This is a genomic window from Mycobacterium sp. TH-M82, from assembly GCF_057473605.1.
Genome location: NZ_JBYCKY010000498.1, coordinates 1 through 19,565, shown reverse-complemented (window position 1 = coordinate 19,565; position 19,565 = coordinate 1). Strand labels below are relative to the sequence as shown.

Sequence of the window (19,565 nt, the reverse complement as noted above, 5' to 3'; positions counted from 1 at the left end):
AGGACCGGGTGGTGGTGGAGTTGTCTCCCTACGACCTGTCCCGCGGCCGCATCGTCTACCGGTACAAGTAGCCAGGCCTTCCGGCCCGACCAGCACGCCAGCCATTCGATAGGACAGGACACCACAGCCGTGAAGGTGAAGCCGAGCGTCAAGCCGATCTGCGACAAATGCAGAGTGATCCGTCGGCACGGGCGGATCATGGTGATCTGCTCGGATCCGCGCCACAAGCAGAGACAAGGCTAGACAGGGCTCCTGTTCTGCCACCGACAACTAAATGCAGACCTCCCAGCACCAGTGAGCGGCTGGCATCTTTTTCAGATGGGCCAGCTCATCGACGTCCGGATACGAAGGCCGGACCCCGGAGCTTCTCGTCCCGGGACGGGCTGGGACCAGACCTTCGCGACGAAGACGAAAGGGGCATGCCCCGATGGCTCGACTTGTGGGCGTCGACCTGCCGCGCGACAAGCGGATGGAGGTCGCGCTGACCTACATCTATGGCGTCGGCCGTACCCGTTCCAATGAGATCCTGGCCGCCACCGGCATCGACAAGGACCAGCGCAGCAAGGATCTGACCGAGGACCAGGTCGCTCAGCTGCGCGACTACATCGAAGGCAACCTGAAGGTGGAGGGCGATCTGCGCCGCGAGGTGCAGGCCGACATCCGCCGCAAGATCGAGATCGGCTGCTACCAGGGTCTGCGGCACCGCCGCGGAATGCCGGTGCGCGGCCAGCGGACCAAGACCAATGCGCGCACCCGCAAGGGTCCCAAGCGCACCATCGCCGGCAAGAAGAAGGCCAGGTAACCCATGCCACCGAAGAAAGCAGCGGCCGCGACTTCGAAGAAGCGGGCCAAGCCCGTCAAGGCGCGGCGGCGGGAGAAGAAGAACGTTCCGCACGGCGCCGCCCACATCAAGAGCACGTTCAACAACACGATCGTGACGATCACCGACCCGGCCGGCAACGTCATCGCCTGGGCGTCGTCGGGTCACGTTGGCTTCAAGGGATCACGCAAGTCCACGCCGTTCGCCGCGCAGCTGGCCGCCGAGAGCGCCGCGCGCAAGGCACAGGAGCACGGGGTTCGCAAAGTCGACGTGTTCGTCAAGGGCCCCGGGTCGGGCCGGGAAACCGCGATCCGGTCACTTCAGGCCGCCGGCCTGGAGGTCGGCGGGATCTCCGACGTCACCCCGCAGCCGCACAAGGGCTGCCGCCCGCCCAAGCGGCGGAGAGTCTACGAGGGTCTAGGAGGTATAGCGCAAACAGGGCTCGGTACACCGGACCCGTCACCCGCAAGTCGCGCCGGCTGGGCGTCGACCTGGTCGGCGGCGACCAGGCATTCGAGAAGCGGCCGTATCCGCCCGGTCAGCACGGCCGCGCGCGGATCAAGGAAAGCGAGTTTCGTCTGCAGTTGCAGGAGAAGCAGAAGGCGCGCTTCACCTACGGCGTGATGGAGAAGCAGTTCCGCCGCTACTACGATCAGGCGGTGCGCCGCGGCGGCAAGACCGGTGAGGAGCTGCTGCGCATCCTCGAGAGCCGGCTGGACAACGTGGTCTACCGTGCCGGCCTGGCCCGGACCCGACGGATGGCCCGCCAGCTGGTCAGCCACGGGCATTTCACCGTCAACGGCGTCAAGGTAGATGTCCCCAGCTATCAGGTGTCGCAGTACGACATCATCGACGTTCGGGACAAGTCGCTGAACACGCTGCCGTTCCAGATCGCCCGCGAGACCGCCGGGGATCGCCCGATCCCGGGTTGGCTGCAGGTGGCCGGGGAGCGGCAGCGCATCCTGATCCACCAGCTGCCCGAGCGGGCGCAGATCGACGTCCCACTGACCGAGCAGCTGATCGTCGAGTTCTACTCGAAGTAACACCCCGCCCTGAGCCCCCACCGGGCGCAGGACCTCAACGGCATCAAATAGCGGGTGCCGAGAAGGAGAAGAAAAACACCATGCTGATCTCTCAACGCCCCGTCCTCTCCGAAGAGGTCATCGCCGAAGACCGGTCGCAGTTCGTCATCGAACCGCTGGAGCCCGGTTTCGGCTACACCCTGGGCAATTCGCTGCGGCGCACCCTGCTGTCGTCCATTCCCGGAGCGGCAGTCACCAGCATCCGCATCGACGGCGTGCTGCACGAGTTCACCACCGTGCCCGGCGTCAAGGAGGACGTCACCGACATCATCTTGAACCTCAAGGGTTTGGTGGTGTCGTCGCAGGAGGACGAGCCGGTCACCATGTATCTGCGCAAGCAGGGGCCCGGCGAGGTCACCGCCGGCGACATCGTGCCGCCGGCCGGTGTGACGGTGCACAACCCCGACATGCGCATCGCGACGCTCAATGACAAGGGCAAGCTCGAAGTAGAGCTGATCGTCGAACGCGGCCGCGGCTACGTCCCGGCCGTTCAGAACAAGGCTTCCGGCGCCGAAATCGGGCGCATCCCAGTCGATTCCATCTACTCGCCGGTGCTCAAGGTCACCTACAAGGTGGAGGCAACCCGTGTCGAGCAGCGCACCGACTTCGACAAGCTGGTGCTGGACGTGGAGACCAAGAGCTCGATCACCCCGCGTGACGCGCTGGCCTCGGCGGGCAAGACCCTGGGCGAGTTGTTCGGCCTGGCACGAGAACTCAACGTCGAAGCCGAAGGCATCGAGATCGGGCCGTCACCGGCTGAAGCCGACCACATCGCGTCGTTCGCGCTGCCGATCGATGACCTGGACCTGACCGTGCGATCCTACAACTGCCTCAAGCGCGAGGGTGTGCACACCGTCGGGGAATTGGTGAGCCGCACCGAGTCGGACCTGCTGGACATCCGCAACTTCGGCCAGAAGTCCATCGACGAGGTGAAGATCAAGCTGCACCATCTGGGGCTGGCGCTCAAGGACAGCCCCGCCAGCTTCGATCCGTCGCAGGTGAGTGGTTACGACGTCGCCACCGGCACCTGGACTGCCGACGCCGGCTACGACGACCAGGACTACGCCGAGACCGAACAGCTTTAGAACAGGAGCGTCAGCCATGCCCAAACCCACCAAGGGCCCTCGCCTCGGCGGGTCGTCGTCGCACCAGAAGGCGATACTGGCCAACCTGGCCACCTCGCTGTTCACCTACGGTCGGATCAAGACGACCGAGACCAAGGCCCGGACGCTGCGGCCCTACGCCGAAAAGCTGATCACGCACGCCAAGAAAGGCACCGTGCACAATCGGCGCGAGGTGCTCAAGAAGATCCGCGACAAGGACGTGGTGCACTCGCTGTTCGCCGAGATCGCACCGCACTTCGCCGACCGCAACGGCGGCTACACCCGCATCGTCAAGGTGGAGCCGCGTAAGGGTGATAACGCTCCCATGGCGGTGATCGAGTTGGTCCGGGAGAAGACGGTGACCTCGGAGGCCGATCGCGCGCGCCGGGCGGCGACCGCGCAGCAGGCGACGAAGCCGAAGCCGCCGGAACCGGCCGAAGCTTCCGGGGACGCCGGCGACGGCGGGGACGCCGGCGACGGCGGGGACGCCGACGAGTCCTGACGCGAAGGCCGTTCGGCTTCGGTTCGATATTGCTTACGACGGAACCGAATTCGCGGGCTGGGCGGTGCAGGCCGACCAGCGCACCGTCGCTGGTGTTCTCGATGCGGCGCTGTCTACGGTGTTCCGGGTTCCGGTGCGGCTGTTCGCCGCCGGACGCACCGACACCGGGGTGCACGCGTCCGGCCAGGTCGCACACGCCGACGTCCCGGCGCCGGCGTTGGGCAACGTCGCCCCGCGGACGCCGCACCCCGGCGAGCCTGAGTTCACACCGCTGGTGCGGCGACTGGCCCGCTTCCTGCCGCCCGATGTCCGGGTGCTGCGGGTGGTGCGCGCCGCACCGGGTTTCGACGCCCGGTTTTCGGCGTTGCGGCGTCACTACGTCTACCGGTTGTCGACCGCGCCGTACGGGGTGGGGCCGCAGGAGGCGCGCTACGTCACCGCGTGGCCGCGGGCACTGGACGTCGAGGCGATGGCCGCGGCATCGCGGGAGTTGCTGGGGCTAAACGATTTTGCGGCGTTCTGCCGGCACCGTGACGGCGCGACCACTATCCGCGATCTGCAGCGGCTGGACTGGACGCACGACGGTGATCTGGTCACCGCGCACCTGGCCGCCGACGCGTTTTGCTGGTCGATGGTGCGTTCCCTGGTCGGCGCGCTGCTGGCGGTCGGTGAGCACCGGCGCAGTGTGTCCTGGTGCCGTGGTCTGCTGGCGGCGGCCCGCCGATCCAGCGATGTCACCGCGGCACCGGCGCACGGGCTGACGCTGGCCGGTGTCGACTACCCGCCGGACGATCAGTTGGCGGCCCGGGCGGCCGTCACCCGCGACGTGCGCGGCAACTCCTGACACGCACGCTCGGAGGCGGAGAAACCTAAAGCCGGTCAGCGGCGAATTGGGCGGCCTGGTCGATCATGCCGGACTGCTCGTATCCGGTGTGCGCACTCCAGTTGCGACCGCCGTCGGCGCAGACCGGGTCGCTCCCGTTGCACAGTTCGATGGTCTTGGCGGCGAACTGCGGGCTGAGCTCGGTCATCAGGTTGCCCAGGTGCTGCGACGGGTTGCCGAAGAGGGCCGCGGCGGCGACGTGGTCGGCGACCTCGGGGGGCAGCGGCTGGCTGAGGCTGACGCCCGCCACCGGTGCGGCGGTGAGAATGTCCATCACCGCGGCGCCCTGGGAGTAACCGCCGAGCACCAGCCGGGTGTTCGGGCAGGTGTCGACCATGTACTGGATGTGCCCCCTGGCGTCGTTGGCACCGTTGACGGCTTCGAGAAAGTTGTAGGTGGCCGGATAGTTCACCGCATAGGCACCCACCGATCTGCCATCGGCCTTCGACCGCAGTGCGCCGACGAATGGGTTGCCGACCCGGCCCAGACCCGGCGGCTCATCGGTGCCCCGGGCGAACACCACCTCGGCATCCGGGCACGGATCGGCCGATGCCGTCGCCGGCAGCGGTGTAGCCGGGCCGAATCCGATCATCAGCGCAATCCAGACGCCGGCTGCGGCGATGCGATGGGCCTTCATACCGCACGATATTAACCGCAGAAAATGACGGTTGCCTAAATAAGTTCTAAAACCGAATTTTAGCTGTCACCGCTTGGCTCCGGCGCTTCAGCAGGCCCCGGCAACAGTTTGCCCGCGACAAAATTTGCCCCCCGGCTGGTGAGTGCGGGTATGTAGCCGTCGGTGTGGCCGCTCCACTCGTTGCCGGGGCCCTCGTGGCAGATCGGGTCGCTGGGGTTGCACAGATCGATGGCCTTGGAGCCAAACAGCGCGCTGGCGCTGGAAATCGGGGTGCCCGACCGATCAGCGACATTGCCGAACGTCGCCACCGCCGCGACCTGATCGGCGTATTCGGCCGGCAACGAGTCACCCCACGTGGCGCCTCCCACCGGAGTACCGGTGACGATGTCCATCACCGACGCGCCCTGCGAGTACCCACCCAGCACCAGCTTGGTGTCCGGGCACTTTGCCGCCATGTCTTTGACGTGGGCGATGGTGTCCTTGGCGCCGTCGTTGCCGTGCAGCTGCAGCCGGCTGGCGGCATAGTTCACCGGGTATACCCCGACGTTGCGCGGGGTCTGTGCGCGCAGCGAGTCGACGAAGGCCTCACCGACGCGGCCGATGCCGGGCGGTTCGCTGGTGCCGCGGGCGAAGATGACCTCGACGTCGGGGCAGTCGTCGGCGACGGCCGACGGGAGGACCGGGGTGCCCAAAAGCGCGCCGCCCGCCGTCAGCGCGATCAGAGCCAGGGAACGGGTCAGCCTGTCGACATGCACAACGGGATGCTACCGGCGCACCGCGACGGCCGCCGCTCGAGCCGGCCGTTCGGGCAGGCTGTGGATGGCCGGCGGCGGCGTCGCGGCGTCGCGGTCTACCGTTCGGCGGGCACGGATTCGGCGGGAGCACATGGCTGGACAACCGACAACACAGCTACACCTCAGCGGCCATCGGTTCGTGCTGCGGCGAATCGAGCGGGCGCTGTTGGGCGGCGACGTCAGGTCGGCGGGGCAGCCTTTGCGGGCCGGTTCTCGCGCGCTGGCGGCCGGGTGCCTGCTGGCGGCCATCGCGGTGGCCGGATGCGCGGCGTTGGCACTGATGCAGCCGCAGCCGGCGGTGGACAGCGCCCCGATCGTGATGGGCCGCCAATCCGGGGCGCTGTATGTGTGGGTGGACGACACCCTGCATCCGGTGCTCAACCTCGCCTCCGCGCGGTTGATCGCGGCGACGGCCGCCAACCCGCGGCCGGTACGCGAGGCCGACCTGAGCAGCCCGGGCCGGGCCAGACGCGGACCGCCGCTGGGGATTCCCGGAGCGCCGCAGCTGCTCGGGGCGGCGTTGCCCGACACCGGAACGACCTGGGCGGTCTGCGACAGTGCCCGGGACGCGGCCGGGGGCACGGCGCCGATGACGACGGTGGTCGTCGGCGACGGCCGGCCGGGGCCGGGCACCCGCAGCGTCGACCCGGAGCAGCCGGTGCTGGTCACATCCGGGGCCGGGCCCGAGACCAGAACCTACCTGCTGTATCGGGGCCGGCGGGTGGTGGTGGATCTCGCCGACCCGGCGGCGGCCCCGCGCCGAGTCTCGGCGCTGCTGGTGAACGCGATCCCCGAGGCGCCGCCGACCGCGGTGCCGGCCCGGCCGGTGGCCGGCGCGCACGCCCCGCTGACCGGCGCGGCAACGCTGTGCGTGCAGTGGTCCGGGCCGGCGGGCGGCCCCACCGATGTCACGCTTGTGGCCGGCGCCGGCCTGCCGCTGCCCGCCGGGCAGGCCCCGGTGGCGCTGGCCCAGGCCGACGGGGAAGGCCCGGCGCTGGACGCCGTGTACCTCCCGCCCGGCCGCAGCGCCTACGTGCGCACCGCCGGCGTCTCCGGGCGGGCCGGCGGCGCCCGCTACCTCATCACCGACACCGGGGTGCGGTTCGTGGTCGACGACGACGCCGCACGTAGCCTGGGTCTGCCGGCGACTCCGGCGGCGGCGCCCTGGCCGGTGCTGGCGGGACTGCCGGCGGGCCCGCGGCTCAACCGGCGAAACGCGTTAGTCGCCCGCGACGTGATCGGTGCTGACGGCGCCGCTGGTATCGGGCGCCGTCAGCCGCCCTGACCGGCCCAGCCGGACGACCGCCCGCCCGGCCAGGACCACCGCGAGAACGGCCACCAGCGCGGCGGCGCCGATCATCGCGGTGCGCGGGCCGGCCGACTCGGGAGGGCCCGATGCTGCCGGCGAAATAGGTTGTACCACAACAGTTGCCGGACCAGGCCTACCGGTTGCCGCCGGTGCGTCGGTGCTGGCTGTGCTGACTGTGCTCACTGTGCTCACTGCGGCCAGCGGATCGATGACACCGTTGCCGACGAAGTCGTCGCGCCCGCCCGGCGGCGGGTGTGCGGTGGCCCTGATCCGGTCCATCACCTGGCGCGGCGTCCAGGTGGGGAACCTGGCCCGGATCAGCGCCGCCAGCCCGCTGACCACCGGCGCGGCGTAGCCGGTCCCGGAGATGGGCTCGGCGCCGTGGTGTTCGCCAACGGTGTTCGCAGTGTTCCCAGTATTCGTCATGGCGTCGCCGACCGGGCTCAACGACAGCACCGCCTCGCCGGGCGCGGCGACGTCCACCCACGGCCCCGCCAGGGTGAACGCCGACGCGGAGCCGTCGGCGTCCACCGACCCGACGGTCAGCACGAGATCGTCGTACCAGGCCGGGCTGACCGCCACCGTCGCGGCGCCGTGTTCACCGCCTTGACCGGGACACTTTCCCGTGTCGCCGGTGTTGCCCGCGGCGGCGACGACGACGGCGTTGCGCTTGTCGACCGCGTAGGCCAGCGCCGCGCCCAGCGCACGGTCGTCGAGTCCGGACTCGACGGGCACGCAGGCCACCGAGGAGATGTTGATTACCGACGCGCCCAGGTCGGCGGCCGTGCGCACCGCTTTGGCCATGGTGTCGACGGTGCCGACGCCGCGCTGGGACACCTCGCCGACCACGCCGAACTTGGTGCTGGACTGCCGGATTCCGATCACCGTCGCCGCCGGGGCGATGCCGCTGAACCGGTCGTCGCCCGAACCCGGTGCGGCCGCGATGATGCCGGCCACCACAGTGCCGTGCCCGTCGCAGTCCTGGGTGCCATCCCCGGTGGACACATAGTCGCCGCCGCCCAGCAGGCCGGGCAGTCGCCGATGCGGCGAAACGCCGGTGTCGATCACCGCGACCCGTTGGCCGGCGCCGCGGGTGAGCGGCCAGACCGCCGCCAGGTCGAGGCCGTCGAGCTGCGTGGGCGGGCCGGAGCGCCGCGGGTCGAAGGCCGGCACCGCGCACACCTCGCGCTGCACGGTGGGCTGCGGCGGGCCGGGCGGCGACGCGGCCGGCAGCAACCTGTCGTCGACCGGCGGCGGCGACACCGCATACGCCGGCGGCGGTGCGGTGCACTGCGACAGCCCGACCACCATCGTGACCGCCGCGATCCGCATCAGCCGTGACATGCCCACCGTCAAGTCAGGCTCAGGCTCCGGGCGGCGCCGTAGCAGCCGCAGACCCAGCACGCCACCGGTACCAGCGCCGCGAGCGTCAGGTATTCCATCAGCTCCACGCCGCGACGAGTCACCGGCGACCACACCCGCGGGGTGGGGCCGGCAACGCCCAGATACAGCGCGGCCCCGGCCAGGGCGGCGGCCGTCACGCACAGCAGCAGCGGATGCTGCGGCGCCGCGGCCGCGCCGGCCAGCAGGGCCGCGCCGAACGCGGCCAGCGCCGCGGTCACCAGCGCCGCGATCTGGGACCGGTCGGTGTGCGACCGGGTCCGCAGCAGCAACGCGGCACCGCACACCGCGGCGAAGGCGACGCAGCCGAAGCGGGGGCCGCCGGTACGCGGTGCGACTGTGGCGCCGAGCACACCCAGCGCGGCTGCCGCCGAGAAGGCGGTGACCAAGCCGGTCAGCAGGTCGTGGGCGCGACCCGCCCCGTCGTCGTGGCCGGCGACCGGCCACGCCGGGGTTTGCAGGCGCCGGGAGAGCCCGGTGCAGACGATCGACGCGCGGGCAGCGAACTGCAGCAGACCGATCGACGCCACAGCGGTTGCGGCAGCGACCAGCTGCGGTGAAAGGCCCAGCACCGCGGCCAGCGCGGCGACTGCGGCCAGCGCCGCCAGGCCGCAGACCGCCGTCATGGCCGGTCCGCCGTCGACCAGGTGCGTCGCCGGCACCGCCACCGCCGCCGCCGCGGTCGCGGCCAGCAGCGCGTTCGGGGCTCCCGGCCCGCCGGGTACCGCCACAAAGCCGGCGACCGCGGCCAGCCAGCTGGCAGCCAGAACCCCGGTGAACCGGGTCGCTCGCGGCGTCCACGGCCGTGCGCCGGCCCGGACCGTGGCGCATACCTGCTCGGCGGGGTCGTCGAAACGCGGTGCCGGCAATTCGCCGCCGGCGCGCGTCAACAGCAGCACCTCGCCGTCGCGGATCTGCTGCTGCGCCAGTGTTTTCGAGCCGTCCAGCGCCGCCGCAGCGGGCCGGGACAACCGGTATGCAACACCCACCCCGGCGATCGGCGGCCCACCGCCACCGGCCAGGATGTCCACGATCGACGGCAGCAACGCCGCGACCGGCACACCGGCCGGCAGCGCCAAATCGACGCCAACGGCGTCGGCGTGCAGCGCAACCCGGCACAGATCCGGATTCGAATAAACCACCCCTGACCCCCTCACCAGCCGGGACTGCGTAGTCCTCTCCGCGCCGGTCACGCTAACGCGCCGGCCCGGTGCGGCGTATCCGGTGTTCCACAGCCGACTTGCGGGGCGTCTTTTCGCTTCCTACGGTGTGGCGCAGTCGACCGCCGCGCGGCGGGGACAGCAGCGGGGGAACAGATGAGCGGCAGCGGCGCGACGACCGCAACTGTGGCCTTCGCACGGCCGTCGCGGGTGCGGTCGCCGGTGTTGGCGACCGCTGAAATCGCCGTCGCCGCACCGCCGCAGCCGGTCCGCCCGGCACGCCGCCCGCTGCTGGCCAGGCTGGTGCCGCTGCTGCTGGCCGCCGCGATGATCCCGATGATGGTTGTCGTCTACCGGTCGGGTTCGGCCGGCGCGGGCAACCCGGTCTTTGTGGCCTTCCCGCTGATGATGCTGGTGTCGGTGGCCGCCACCGCGCTGTCGGGGCGGCGCGGCGGCTCTGACATCGACGCCGACCGCGACGACTACCTGGACTACCTGAGCGGCTTGCGCGACACGGTGACCGACACCGCTGCGGCGCAACGGTCGTCGCTGATGTGGTGTCATCCCCGGCCGGACGCGCTGTGGACGCTGGCAGGCGGCGCCCGGATGTGGGAGCGACGACCGGGCGACGCCGACTTCGGTCAGGTCCGCATCGGTGTCGGCCGCCAGCCGCTGGCCACCGGGTTGGTCCCGCCGGAGCTGGGCCGCTGCGAGCGGGTGGATCCGGTCACCGACGCCGCGCTGCGACGCTTTCTGCACACCCACTCGACGGTTCCCGACGTGCCGGTCACGATCGCGCTGCCCGGGCTGGCCGCGGTGACGCTGGGCGGTGACCCGGGCAGCGCACGGGGACTGCTGCGCGCGATGATCTGCCAACTCACCGTGCTGCACGCGCCGGATCTGCTGGCGGTGGTTGCCGTGCTTGCCGAGCGCAACCGCCAGCAGTGGGACTGGCTGAAATGGCTGCCGCATCACCAGCATCCGACGGCCACCGACAACCTGGGGCCGCGTCGCATGGTGTACCCGAGCCTGGCTGCCGCCGAAGGTGCGCTGGCCGGGCGGGGCACTCGGCATGCGGTGGTGATCGTCGACGGCGGCGCCGTCGCGGGCACCGAGACCGTCATCGGAGCTACCGGCCTGACCATTGTCACCATTGGCCAGGACGGCGCCGCTTGTACCGGTGTGGGCCTGCAGCTGCGGGTGAGGCCGACAGCGCTGACGGCGCGCCGGCCCGACGGCGAGCAGCTGCTGGCCCGGCCGGACCGGCTCTCTCTCACCGACGTGCTGGTGTGTGCACGGCGGCTGGCGGGCTATCGGGTGACCGGGCCGGTCGGCGGCGCGGTGCCGGGGAACCGACCGCACTGGCCGGACCTGCTCGGCATCGGTTGCGGTGGGTTCGACCCGAATACCTTGTGGGACAGCATGAAACCGCAGGACAGGTTGTGCGTCCCGATCGGCGCCACAGCGTCCGGAGAGATCGTGCGGCTCGACATCAAAGAGGCCGCCGAGGACGGGATGGGGCCGCACGGGCTGTGCATCGGCGTAACCGGGTCGGGCAAATCGGAGCTGCTGCGCACCGTCGCGCTGGGCATGATCGCCCGGCACTCGCCGGAGGCACTGAACCTGGTCCTGGTCGATTTCAAAGGCGGTGCAACATTTCTCGGCCTGGAGCGGGCCTGCCACGTCGCGGCGATCATCACCAATCTCGCCGATGAGGCACCGCTGGTCGCCCGAATGCGCGACGCACTGGCCGGTGAGATCAACCGCCGTCAGGAACTGCTGCGCACGGCCGGCAATTTCGTCAGCGCCGCCGCTTATGAACAGGCACGTCGGGCGGGAGCACCGCTGGCCGCGTTGCCGGCGTTGTTCGTCATCGTCGATGAGTTCTCCGAACTGCTCAGCCAGCACCCGGATTTCGTCGACACGTTCGTGGCGATCGGCCGGCTGGGCCGGTCACTGGGGATCCATCTGCTGCTGGCCAGCCAACGACTCGACGAAGGCCGGCTGCGTGGGCTGGAAGCCCATCTGTCCTACCGGATCTGCCTGAAAACCCTGTCCGCCAACGAATCGCGCATGGTCCTTGGCGTACCCGATGCCGATCGGCTGCCCAACATCCCCGGAGCGGGCTACCTGCGAGCGGCGACCGGCGAGTTGACCGGCTTCCAGACCGCGTTCGTCTCCGGCCCGTGTCCCGACACCGTTGCGGCGCCGGGTGCTGGCCACGCACCGGCACCGGTGCGGCTGTTCACCGCCGCGCCGAACGGAGCGGTCAAAAGTGCCGGGCCGGTGACCGAGCCGGCCGGCCGGAGTGTGCTGGACGCGGTGCTGGACAGGTTGGCCGGGCAGGGCCCGCCCGCCCGCGAGGTGTGGCTGCCGCCGCTGGGGGCGTCGCCGGCGCTGGGCAACCTGCTCGACGACGATCGGCCCGGTGAAGAGCTGGTGGTCCCGATCGGGATCGTCGACCGGCCGTTCGAACAGCGCCGCACCCCGCTGCTGGTCGACCTACGCGGGGCCGCGGGCAATGTCGCGGTGGTCGGTGCGCCGCAATCGGGCAAATCGACCGCGCTGGCGACGCTGGTCACCGCGCTGGCCGCCACCCACGACCCGGCCCGGGTGCAGCTCTACTGCCTGGACTTCGGCGGCGGCACGCTGACGTCACTGCGGTGCCTGCCCCACGTCGGCTCGGCGGCCGGCCGAACCGAACCCGACCTGATCCGGCGGACGGTCCGGGAGATGGAGTCGATCGTCGCGCACCGCGAGACGGTGTTTCGCGAGAACGGCATCGGCTCCTTCGCCCGGTACCGGCAGCTGCGGGAGAACCACGACCCGGTCTGCCGGGCCGATCGGTTCGGCGACGTGTTCCTGGTGATCGACGGGTGGGCGAGCCTGTGCCGTGAGTTCGAGACGTTGGAGGCGCCCGTCGTTGCGCTGGCCGGGCGCGGGCTGTCGTTCGGGGTGCACGTGGTGGTCTCGGTGTCGCGGTGGGCCGAGCTCAGACCCGGACTGCGCGACCAGATCGGCACCCGGATCGAGTTGCGGCTCGGCGAGCCCGCCGATTCCGAGCTGGACCGCAGGCAGGCCCAGCAGGTGCCACCGGACAAACCCGGCCGCGGGCTGACCCGCGGCGGGCTGCATACGCTGATCGCGGTGCCGTGGTTGGACGGGCTGGACACGGCGGGCCCGGCCGTGGAGCCGGCGCAGGCCGCGGTGCGCTCCGGCGAGCTGTTGCGCCGCCGACACGGTACCGCCGCTGCGCCGCCGGTGTTGCTGCTGCCGGCCCTGCTGCACCGGCACACCCTGCCCGACCCGGCCGGCGGGCAGCTGCTGTTGGGCGTCGAAGAGCGCGGCTTAGCCACTGTCACCCTGGATTTCGAGCGCCAGCCGCACCTGCTGATTCTCGGTGACAACGAGTGTGGCAAGACTTCGGTTCTGCGCACGCTGTGCGGCGAGATCATGCGGACGTCCACCGCAGAACAGGCGCAGCTCATAGTCATCGACTACCGGCGCGGTCTGCTCGATGTGGTCGACCCGGATCACCTTGGCGGCTATGCGATGTCGGCGGCCACGCTGACCACGCTGCTGCCGGATGTGCTGGATCGGCTGGCCCGGCGGATGCCCGGCCCCGAGGTCACCCGGCAGCAGCTGCGGGACCGGTCGTGGTGGTCCGGGCCGCAGATCTACCTGCTGGTCGACGACTACGACCTGGTGGCCGCCACCGCCGGGAATCCGCTGATGCCGCTGCTCGAATATCTGCCGCACGCTTGCGATATCGGGCTGCATCTGATCGTCGCACGCCGCAGCGGGGGAGCGGCGCGAGCGGTGTACGAGCCGCTGCTGGCCGCGCTGCGTGATCTGGGCTGCATGGGCTTGATGATGAGCGGCAACCCCGACGAACCCCCGTTGATCGGCTCCGCCCGCCCGCTGCGGCTGCCGCCCGGCCGCGGCATCCTCATCACCCGCGGGGGCGGGGAACAACTCGTCCAGGCGGCCTGGAGCCCCTGGGGCTCGCGGCCGTGACCGGCCACCGCGCGATCGTCGCGGCCGGCCCCAGCACTATTCGCCGACTATGTTGCGGCACAGGTGGAATCGCCGATGGCGAAGCAGCGGCGGCGGTTGACGGCATCGACGACCCGGTGGTCCTGGTCGACGAGCAGCCGGTCGCCGTCGCCGCGCTGTGGGGCGCGCTGCTGCGCTCCCTGGCCTGCCCCGGCCGGCAACCGGAGTCGGTGCTGGTCATCCACCCGTCGTGGTGGTCTCGGGCCCGGGTTGGTCTTGTCACCGGTGCCGCGCGCACGCTGGCCGACGACGTCCTCACCCGGTCACGATCGCAGCTGTTGTCCGCCGCTGCCGGCTGCGCAGTGAACGCCCGGACTCCGGTGGTCGTCGAGATCGCGGCGCGGCTGGTGGCCGTCACCGTGGCGGTGACCGTCGCCGAACCGCGCATCGGGCCAGCGCACCAGGTGGCCGACGCGGTGGTGCGCCGGGTCGCCGCCCTGACCCGCGGCGCAGCCGCCGCGGTGCTGATCGACGGCCCGCCCGGCATCGAGGGTGCGGCCGCGCTGGCGGGGGCGATCGCCGACCGACTGCCCAGCGCGCTCGCCGGCTGCCAGGTGGAGCTGGTCGGCGACACCCGGCTGGCCCGGCTGGCGCGGCTCGCCGCGCCGGCTTCGCCGGTGGCGAAAAAGCCGGTAACCGTTGGCAGCCGATGGCCGAGTCGAGTTCCCGCGCTGCTTGCTGCCACGGTCGCACTGGCCGCGCTGGGCGTCGCGGCGGTGCGCACCGGCACCCGCGACCAGCCCGGCGCGGGCGCCACCGAGGCTGTGCCGACGACGTTTCTGGTCGAGGGCCGAGTCACGCTGCAGGTGCCGGCGCAGTGGACGGTGCAGCGGGTCACGGCCGGACCGGGATCGGCACGGGTGGAGGTGATCTCGCCGTCGGACCCGCAGCTGATGCTGCACGTGACGCAATCGATTCTTCCCCGGGCAGACCTGACCAGCGCCGCCGAGTCGCTGCGCCACGCCATCGACGAGGCGAACGCCGCGGAGTCGGCCGGCGTCTTCGTCGACTTCGACCCGTCCGGAAACACCGCGGGCCGACCCGCGGTGACCTATCGCGAAGTCCGCGCCGGCCATCACATCGACTGGACGGTGCTGGTCGACGGCGGGGTGCGGATCAGCGTCGGCTGCCAGAGCCGGCCAGACGGCGCCGAGGAGGTGCGCGAGGTGTGCGAGCGGGCGGTGCGCTCGGCGCACACGCTGAGCTGAGATGCCGGCCGCACCTGGCAGCGGGGTGTCATACCGGTGTTGCACTAGCCTGGTGCCTACCGCACGTCGTCGACATGCGATCACCGAGACACCGCCTGTCCAGGAGGCCCTGGACGAACTGCGCGGCGAGCTGGGCACCGATCGCGTCGAGCTCGGCGAGCTCGTCGTCCTCGGCGCCGCTGCCAAGCTGGCGTCGATCCGCGCGGAGCGTGACAGCGATGCGAAGCTTCGGCGCCGGCTCGCCGACCGGGTACGGTCGCGCAACCTCCCGGTCGGCGTGCATGCCGCAGAACTCGCGCGCCAGGCTGGATGGGCGCGTGGGTGAGCGTTGAACTGCTGCTGGGTAATTCGGCCTTCGTCCGTCTGGCGTCACCGGCATTGCAGGAGCGGCGGGTGCAGGAGATCGCAGACGCGCTCGAGCACCGCCGTATCGGCGTGTGCCTGCCGTTCCTGATCGAGGCCGGGTACGCGGCACGCGGTGCTACGGATCACGATGAACTGCTGAGCGAGCTGCTGGCATTGCCGACTTGTCAGCAACCCGAAACGTCTGGGCCGTATCAGGGAATTCGCTGGTCATGCTGGGCGAACCATGGCGGAGACCCGAGGGTGCTAAGGCGTCATTAATCTACCCGCTGTGCCAAACGCTGGGCTGCGCGCCGGTTGGCGCAATCGTGAAAGCGGTCGTGCCGGCCGCGCCCTGCGCCGGCGCCTGGGTCCCAATCAGTGGTGGGCGGGTGGCCGGGCCGGCTTGGCGTAGCCACGATGTGCGTATCTTCGTGTCGACGAGGTGCCACAGCCACCCGCCGCGGGTGACCTCGTATTGCTGTTGCTCCATTGCGACATCGCGGTGCACACCACTGGCGAGGCGACCTATGCGGTATTGGCCGGCGCCTGCCGGCATAGCGCCTCCCGACCCCTGTACGGCTTCACTGGTGGCAAACCGCAGCTCCGGTCGGTAACCGCAGGAAAACAGAGCCCAGATGTCGTACGTTTGTAATACACTGAGCCGGTGGCCGAGTTGCATTGGCCGAGCGACGCGGTGACCCACATGTGGGACAAGCAACGCACCACAGTTGAGATGGCGACCGAGGCCTTCAACGATCCCGACGTGGTGGGGTTTATCCCCGACCCCAAAAGCCGCTCGGGCAAAAGTGGCCGGTTCATTGGATTCTCGCCGACCGCAGACCGGGTGCTCGTCGTCATCATCGTTAGCCACGAGAACCGGCAATACGGTGCGAACTGCTGGCCGGCCAACGTCACCGACCAGAGCACATACCGGGAAAGGAACAACCAGTGAACAGCGAACTCAGCAACCTACTCAACGAGGCGCGCGAGCTGGAAGCCGTCGACAGCTCGGAATACACGACCGCGTCGGCCACCCACCCCAACCGCGAAAAGGCCCAAACCCTTACCGTACGCCTCACCAACGACGAGATGACCCGGCTACGCGCCGCTGCCGCAGAACGCGGACTACCGGTATCGGCCGTGGTGCGCACAGCCATCGCCCACGAACTGGCGCCACAACGCGACGACGGGACCCGCGCACTTATCACCGCGCTACATGATCACAACCTCACTATCGTCAGAACAGCGAAGTGACTGCGGCCCAATGGTTCACGGTCAGGCCCTAGCGTGTCGACGATTGTCCTTAGCCAGCCGACTACAGGTGATCCCGAGTCAAGATAACCAACAGTCGGTGAGTTCCGGTGAGTTCCTAAGCTGTCGGGCTGGCCTCGCTTCCCGTGTTTCCTTCCTGGCCTGGTGTTCCGGGTGTGTCGCTGCGTTGAATCCCTGTATTGAGGCGAGATCATCGTTGTCGAGCAGTTTGCATCGTCACTGGGGTTTTCTCACTGTGGGTGAAGTTAAGGAGGCGTGGGTTGGCTCTGGCGGCGGTGCGTGACCTGCGGGAGCTGCGGACGCCGGCGACCGAGGACGAGTGTGCCCGGTCGGAGCGGTCCAGATCAGCGTCCCATCGGCAAGTTGCTTGTCTTGCCAGCCCCAGAACGTTTTCAGAAGATGATGCGCGCGGCACAGTGCCTTGAGGTTTGTTGCAAGTCGGGAATCTACCCCCTGCCCAGTGGTCGCTCACCTGGCAGCGGATCGCAGATCTGATGAGGTGTCGGACGTCAGCACGCGACGGTAGGCTTGGCGTTGTGTCCAGTATCGAGCAGCCCGAAGAGCCAGTCGTGCGAACCTATACGCCCGATGAGGCAATCCGGCGCGCTCGGCCACTGCCCCCCCGTGATCGCCTCGTCATCGAGGATGTGCCCGAGGAGGAGTGGGCCGCCTTTCAGGCTGCACTAGCGGACGCATGACCAACGCTCAGCCATCGAATGTTGTCGTGGACACGATGGTCATCAGCTGGCTGTTTGATGACCGCCCCAATCGGCTCGCTGAGCACTACCACATGCTGATCGGCCCAAGGCCCGTCCTGCTCGCGTTCCAAACCGTGATGGAACTCCGCTACGGAGTTCTGCGCGCCGGGTGGGGTCAACTGCGGCGCCGACGACTCGAACGCCGCATCGCTGAACTGACCGTCGTCCAGCCTGATGATGAGATGATCACCACGTGCGCCGCCTTGCGTGCGCACTGCGCACAGATCGGCCATGCGCTCGCCGGCAAGCTCCATGACGGAGACCGATGGACCGCAGCCGCCGCGATGCGCCTCGGCGTGCCACTGGTCTCCCATGACGGGATATTCGATGGAGCACCCGGGCTTGAGTTCGTGACTGCCGCCGGCGACGAATAGCCCCCGCATCGCGAGACTGAAATTCCCGGATAGTGCTGCCGCGGCGATCTCGCTGCCACAATCCGGCAGGGCAATCACACCTGCCTCACGCATCGCGAACAACACCCCATACCCTCGTCGACGCATTCACCAGCTGTTTTGCATCGGACCCACGGCGCAACCGACATAGACAGCGCACCTTGGTGGCAAGCCAGGAATCTACCCCCATTCGCGTGGTGGTAGGCACAGCCGGAACCGGCTCGACGTCCAATGCCCAGAGATGCGTTCCCGCAGCTCACAGGCCGGTCGAGCGCCGAACCGCGCAGGTCGTTCAGCATCGTGATTGACGCGTCGCCCCTTATCAAACCCGAGGAGGATCGCGGTCTGGATACGGTTGTGCGAGCCTGGGGCAACCGGCTCCTGATGCTGACTCGCGGCCGGTGCAGTTTGCCACCGTAGTGTACGTACAGGTACCGTACACTACGGTTGGCGAGTTTAAGGAGGTGTTGGCGTGGCAGTCAAAGCGAAGCGCTTCGAGCTTCGTGCGGAGGAGGCGACCCTGGACCGCATCCAGCGAGCTGCCAATGTCGTGCATGAGCAGACCTCGGAGTTCGTCCGGAAAGCCGCGGTCCAACGTGCCGAGGGCGTCCTGCGTCAAGAGCTGGTAACGGTGATGGAGCTCGAACAGTTCGACAAGCTGATGTCCTCGCTCGACGCTGCCGACGCTGCACCACGACTTGCGGCAGCCGCACGCAAGCCTGCGGCGTTCAAGCGGCGCTGAGCGATGTTCGAGTCCGCGCGGCTCGACGACGACCACGCGCTGGCAGGGTTCGACTGCGGTAAGAAGTCACTGAACAGCTGGCTGGTCGAGCATGCGCGCCGCGCCGACAGCAGCGGAATAGCGCACGTCTACGTGTGGACCCCGCACGGGGAGCCGAAGGTCTGCGCCTATTTCGCCATCTGTCCCACCGAAGTCGTGCGGAAAGACGACGGCGTGCCGGGGCCGATAGCTGGGGGCTATTCCCGCATACCCGGATATTTGATCGCCCGTCTGGCAATCGACGCAGCGCTGCATGGCCACGGGTACGGCGAGCAGCTACTTCTGGATGGACTTGGGAAAGCCGTCGCCGCGTCGGAGATCGGCGGAGGACGGCTCATCGTCGTTGACGCGATAGACGACGAGGCCCAGGCGTTTTACGAGCATTACCACTTCGTCCCTGTCCGGTACCGCGAGCGCCGTCTAGTGATGAAGGTGTCCACAGCGGCTAAGGCACTCGGCCAGCGTTGGCACGACGAAACGGCAGGCTGAACGGCTTGTTTCACAGGTGGCGCGAAGCCCGCCTGGCCCTTACCCAGGGATGTCGACACAGTCGTGGCACGCACCATGCAGGCGTCGAGCCAGCGGCGGACTTCGAGGGCGTCAGCCGGCTCCGCCGCCCGTGCATTCGCCCAACTCATACGGGTCACCTCAGATTTCTCAAACAACACCCCTCGGCCCGGTCATCGCTTCTACCAGCTAGTTTCGTCAGCGGCCGACGCCAAAACGACCGAGCAATCTAACCTTGGTGGCAAGTCGGGAACCTACCTGCTGCAGGCATCCCGTCGGTATGGTCAAGGACGCCCACATGTCGTAAGACAGTATTGCGTTATTGCTGCAATGTTGGAATACTGTCATCATGGCGTTTCATGGGTATGTAGGCGTGCAATCACGGGGTGTTGTCGCGCTGCCGGCGGAGGTCCGGCGTCGGCTGCATCTGGACGAGCCGGGTGCGCAGGTGGAGATCGTCGAGCGCGACGACGGCGTACTGGAGCTCCGGCCGTCGCTGCCCGTCCCCGCCGATCAGCGATGGTTTTGGACCGAGCGCTGGCAGCAGCGTGAACG

General features: G+C 69.3%; 20 protein-coding genes and 3 pseudogenes. 19 read left to right on the top strand and 4 right to left on the bottom strand.

Features of this window, described 5'->3' with window-relative positions; all coding sequences use genetic code 11:
* The 8 genes and pseudogenes from AC2VON_RS15570 to truA all read left to right on the top strand — a co-directional run.
* A pseudogene (locus tag AC2VON_RS15570) lies at nt 1–71 on the top strand (translation initiation factor IF-1); the annotation flags it as partial.
* A gap of 58 nt (nt 72–129) precedes the next feature.
* Complete coding sequence (gene rpmJ / locus AC2VON_RS15565; protein WP_486953759.1) at nt 130–243, top strand: 50S ribosomal protein L36; 114 nt, start codon at nt 130–132, stop codon at nt 241–243.
* 184 nt (nt 244–427) lie between these two features.
* Nucleotides 428–802, top strand: coding sequence for a 30S ribosomal protein S13 (rpsM, locus tag AC2VON_RS15560; protein WP_486953755.1), 375 nt, complete (start codon nt 428–430; stop codon nt 800–802).
* A 3-nt stretch (nt 803–805) separates the two neighbouring features.
* A pseudogene (rpsK, locus tag AC2VON_RS15555) lies at nt 806–1,228 on the top strand (30S ribosomal protein S11); the annotation flags it as partial.
* Complete coding sequence (rpsD, locus tag AC2VON_RS15550; protein ID WP_486953758.1) at nt 1,201–1,863, top strand: 30S ribosomal protein S4; 663 nt, start codon at nt 1,201–1,203, stop codon at nt 1,861–1,863. The pseudogene rpsK and the gene rpsD, both read left to right, overlap by 28 nt.
* Nucleotides 1,864–1,943: 80 nt before the next feature.
* Nucleotides 1,944–2,987 (top strand): DNA-directed RNA polymerase subunit alpha, encoded by a 1,044-nt coding sequence (locus AC2VON_RS15545; protein WP_486953754.1) that lies wholly within the window; start codon nt 1,944–1,946, stop codon nt 2,985–2,987.
* Between the two features lie 16 nt (nt 2,988–3,003).
* A pseudogene (gene rplQ, locus AC2VON_RS15540) lies at nt 3,004–3,517 on the top strand (50S ribosomal protein L17); the annotation flags it as partial.
* An 18-nt stretch (nt 3,518–3,535) separates the two neighbouring features.
* Nucleotides 3,536–4,351 carry a tRNA pseudouridine(38-40) synthase TruA gene (gene truA, locus AC2VON_RS15535; protein WP_486953757.1) on the top strand — a complete coding sequence of 272 codons (816 nt, stop codon included), beginning with the start codon at nt 3,536–3,538 and terminating at the stop codon, nt 4,349–4,351.
* A gap of 25 nt (nt 4,352–4,376) precedes the next feature.
* On the opposite strand, the gene AC2VON_RS15530 is transcribed toward truA, so the two are convergent.
* Together AC2VON_RS15530 and AC2VON_RS15525 are read right to left on the bottom strand one after the other, a co-directional pair.
* Nucleotides 4,377–5,027 (bottom strand): cutinase family protein, encoded by a 651-nt coding sequence (locus AC2VON_RS15530; protein ID WP_486953753.1) that lies wholly within the window; start codon nt 5,025–5,027, stop codon nt 4,377–4,379.
* Nucleotides 5,028–5,086: 59 nt separating this feature from the next.
* Complete coding sequence (locus tag AC2VON_RS15525; protein ID WP_486953752.1) at nt 5,087–5,782, bottom strand: cutinase family protein; 696 nt, start codon at nt 5,780–5,782, stop codon at nt 5,087–5,089.
* Nucleotides 5,783–5,912: 130 nt separating this feature from the next.
* Here AC2VON_RS15525 and eccB point away from each other — a divergent pair, with 130 nt between their 5' ends.
* Nucleotides 5,913–7,106 (top strand): type VII secretion protein EccB, encoded by a 1,194-nt coding sequence (gene eccB, locus AC2VON_RS15520; RefSeq protein ID WP_486953751.1) that lies wholly within the window; start codon nt 5,913–5,915, stop codon nt 7,104–7,106.
* Here the strand turns inward: eccB and mycP are convergent.
* On the bottom strand, nt 7,041–8,480 hold the full coding sequence (gene mycP, locus AC2VON_RS15515; protein WP_486953756.1) for a type VII secretion-associated serine protease mycosin: 1,440 nt from the start codon (nt 8,478–8,480) through the stop codon (nt 7,041–7,043). The two genes, eccB and mycP, sit on opposite strands and share 66 nt — an antisense overlap.
* A gap of 2 nt (nt 8,481–8,482) precedes the next feature.
* Nucleotides 8,483–9,673, bottom strand: coding sequence for a type VII secretion integral membrane protein EccD (gene eccD / locus AC2VON_RS15510; RefSeq protein WP_486953750.1), 1,191 nt, complete (start codon nt 9,671–9,673; stop codon nt 8,483–8,485).
* A gap of 174 nt (nt 9,674–9,847) precedes the next feature.
* On the opposite strand from eccD, the gene eccCa reads away from it, so the two are divergent.
* The 10 genes from eccCa to AC2VON_RS15460 form a co-directional block, all read left to right on the top strand.
* Nucleotides 9,848–13,708, top strand: coding sequence for a type VII secretion protein EccCa (gene eccCa / locus AC2VON_RS15505; protein WP_486953749.1), 3,861 nt, complete (start codon nt 9,848–9,850; stop codon nt 13,706–13,708).
* Nucleotides 13,705–14,955, top strand: a complete 1,251-nt coding sequence (locus AC2VON_RS15500; protein WP_486953748.1) for a type VII secretion-associated protein — start codon at nt 13,705–13,707, stop codon at nt 14,953–14,955. The genes eccCa and AC2VON_RS15500 overlap by 4 nt, the downstream gene beginning before the upstream one ends.
* Before the next feature lie 52 nt (nt 14,956–15,007).
* Complete coding sequence (locus tag AC2VON_RS15495) at nt 15,008–15,280, top strand: hypothetical protein (protein ID WP_486953747.1); 273 nt, start codon at nt 15,008–15,010, stop codon at nt 15,278–15,280.
* On the top strand, nt 15,277–15,579 hold the full coding sequence (locus tag AC2VON_RS15490) for a PIN domain-containing protein (protein WP_486953746.1): 303 nt from the start codon (nt 15,277–15,279) through the stop codon (nt 15,577–15,579). Before AC2VON_RS15495 ends, AC2VON_RS15490 begins: the two co-directional genes overlap by 4 nt.
* Nucleotides 15,580–15,964: 385 nt before the next feature.
* Nucleotides 15,965–16,252, top strand: coding sequence for a transposase (locus AC2VON_RS15485; RefSeq protein WP_486953745.1), 288 nt, complete (start codon nt 15,965–15,967; stop codon nt 16,250–16,252).
* Complete coding sequence (locus AC2VON_RS15480; RefSeq protein ID WP_486953744.1) at nt 16,249–16,554, top strand: hypothetical protein; 306 nt, start codon at nt 16,249–16,251, stop codon at nt 16,552–16,554. Before AC2VON_RS15485 ends, AC2VON_RS15480 begins: the two co-directional genes overlap by 4 nt.
* A gap of 712 nt (nt 16,555–17,266) precedes the next feature.
* Nucleotides 17,267–17,704: a PIN domain-containing protein gene (locus AC2VON_RS15475; RefSeq protein WP_486953743.1), complete on the top strand. Its 438-nt coding sequence runs from the start codon at nt 17,267–17,269 to the stop codon at nt 17,702–17,704.
* A 490-nt stretch (nt 17,705–18,194) separates the two neighbouring features.
* Nucleotides 18,195–18,464, top strand: a complete 270-nt coding sequence (locus AC2VON_RS15470) for a type II toxin -antitoxin system TacA 1-like antitoxin (protein ID WP_486953742.1) — start codon at nt 18,195–18,197, stop codon at nt 18,462–18,464.
* Between the two features lie 3 nt (nt 18,465–18,467).
* The gene (locus AC2VON_RS15465) at nt 18,468–18,992 is read left to right on the top strand and encodes an N-acetyltransferase (RefSeq protein ID WP_486953741.1); all 525 of its coding nucleotides are present in this window, start codon (nt 18,468–18,470) and stop codon (nt 18,990–18,992) included.
* Nucleotides 18,993–19,359: 367 nt separating this feature from the next.
* On the top strand, nt 19,360–19,565 hold a 206-nt coding region (locus AC2VON_RS15460), incomplete at its 3' end, for an AbrB/MazE/SpoVT family DNA-binding domain-containing protein (protein WP_486953740.1).

What these genes read in the sequence shown, in the direction of transcription:
- rpsM (WP_486953755.1), top strand. Translation starts at nt 428, where the DNA reads ATGGCTCGACTTGTGGGCGTCGACCTGCCGCGCGACAAGCGGATGGAG.
- AC2VON_RS15545 (WP_486953754.1), top strand. Translation starts at nt 1,944, where the DNA reads ATGCTGATCTCTCAACGCCCCGTCCTCTCCGAAGAGGTCATCGCCGAA.
- AC2VON_RS15530 (WP_486953753.1), bottom strand. Translation starts at nt 5,027, where the DNA reads ATGAAGGCCCATCGCATCGCCGCAGCCGGCGTCTGGATTGCGCTGATG.
- eccB (WP_486953751.1), top strand. Translation starts at nt 5,913, where the DNA reads ATGGCTGGACAACCGACAACACAGCTACACCTCAGCGGCCATCGGTTC.
- eccCa (WP_486953749.1), top strand. Translation starts at nt 9,848, where the DNA reads ATGAGCGGCAGCGGCGCGACGACCGCAACTGTGGCCTTCGCACGGCCG.
- AC2VON_RS15475 (WP_486953743.1), top strand. Translation starts at nt 17,267, where the DNA reads ATGACCAACGCTCAGCCATCGAATGTTGTCGTGGACACGATGGTCATC.
- AC2VON_RS15465 (WP_486953741.1), top strand. Translation starts at nt 18,468, where the DNA reads ATGTTCGAGTCCGCGCGGCTCGACGACGACCACGCGCTGGCAGGGTTC.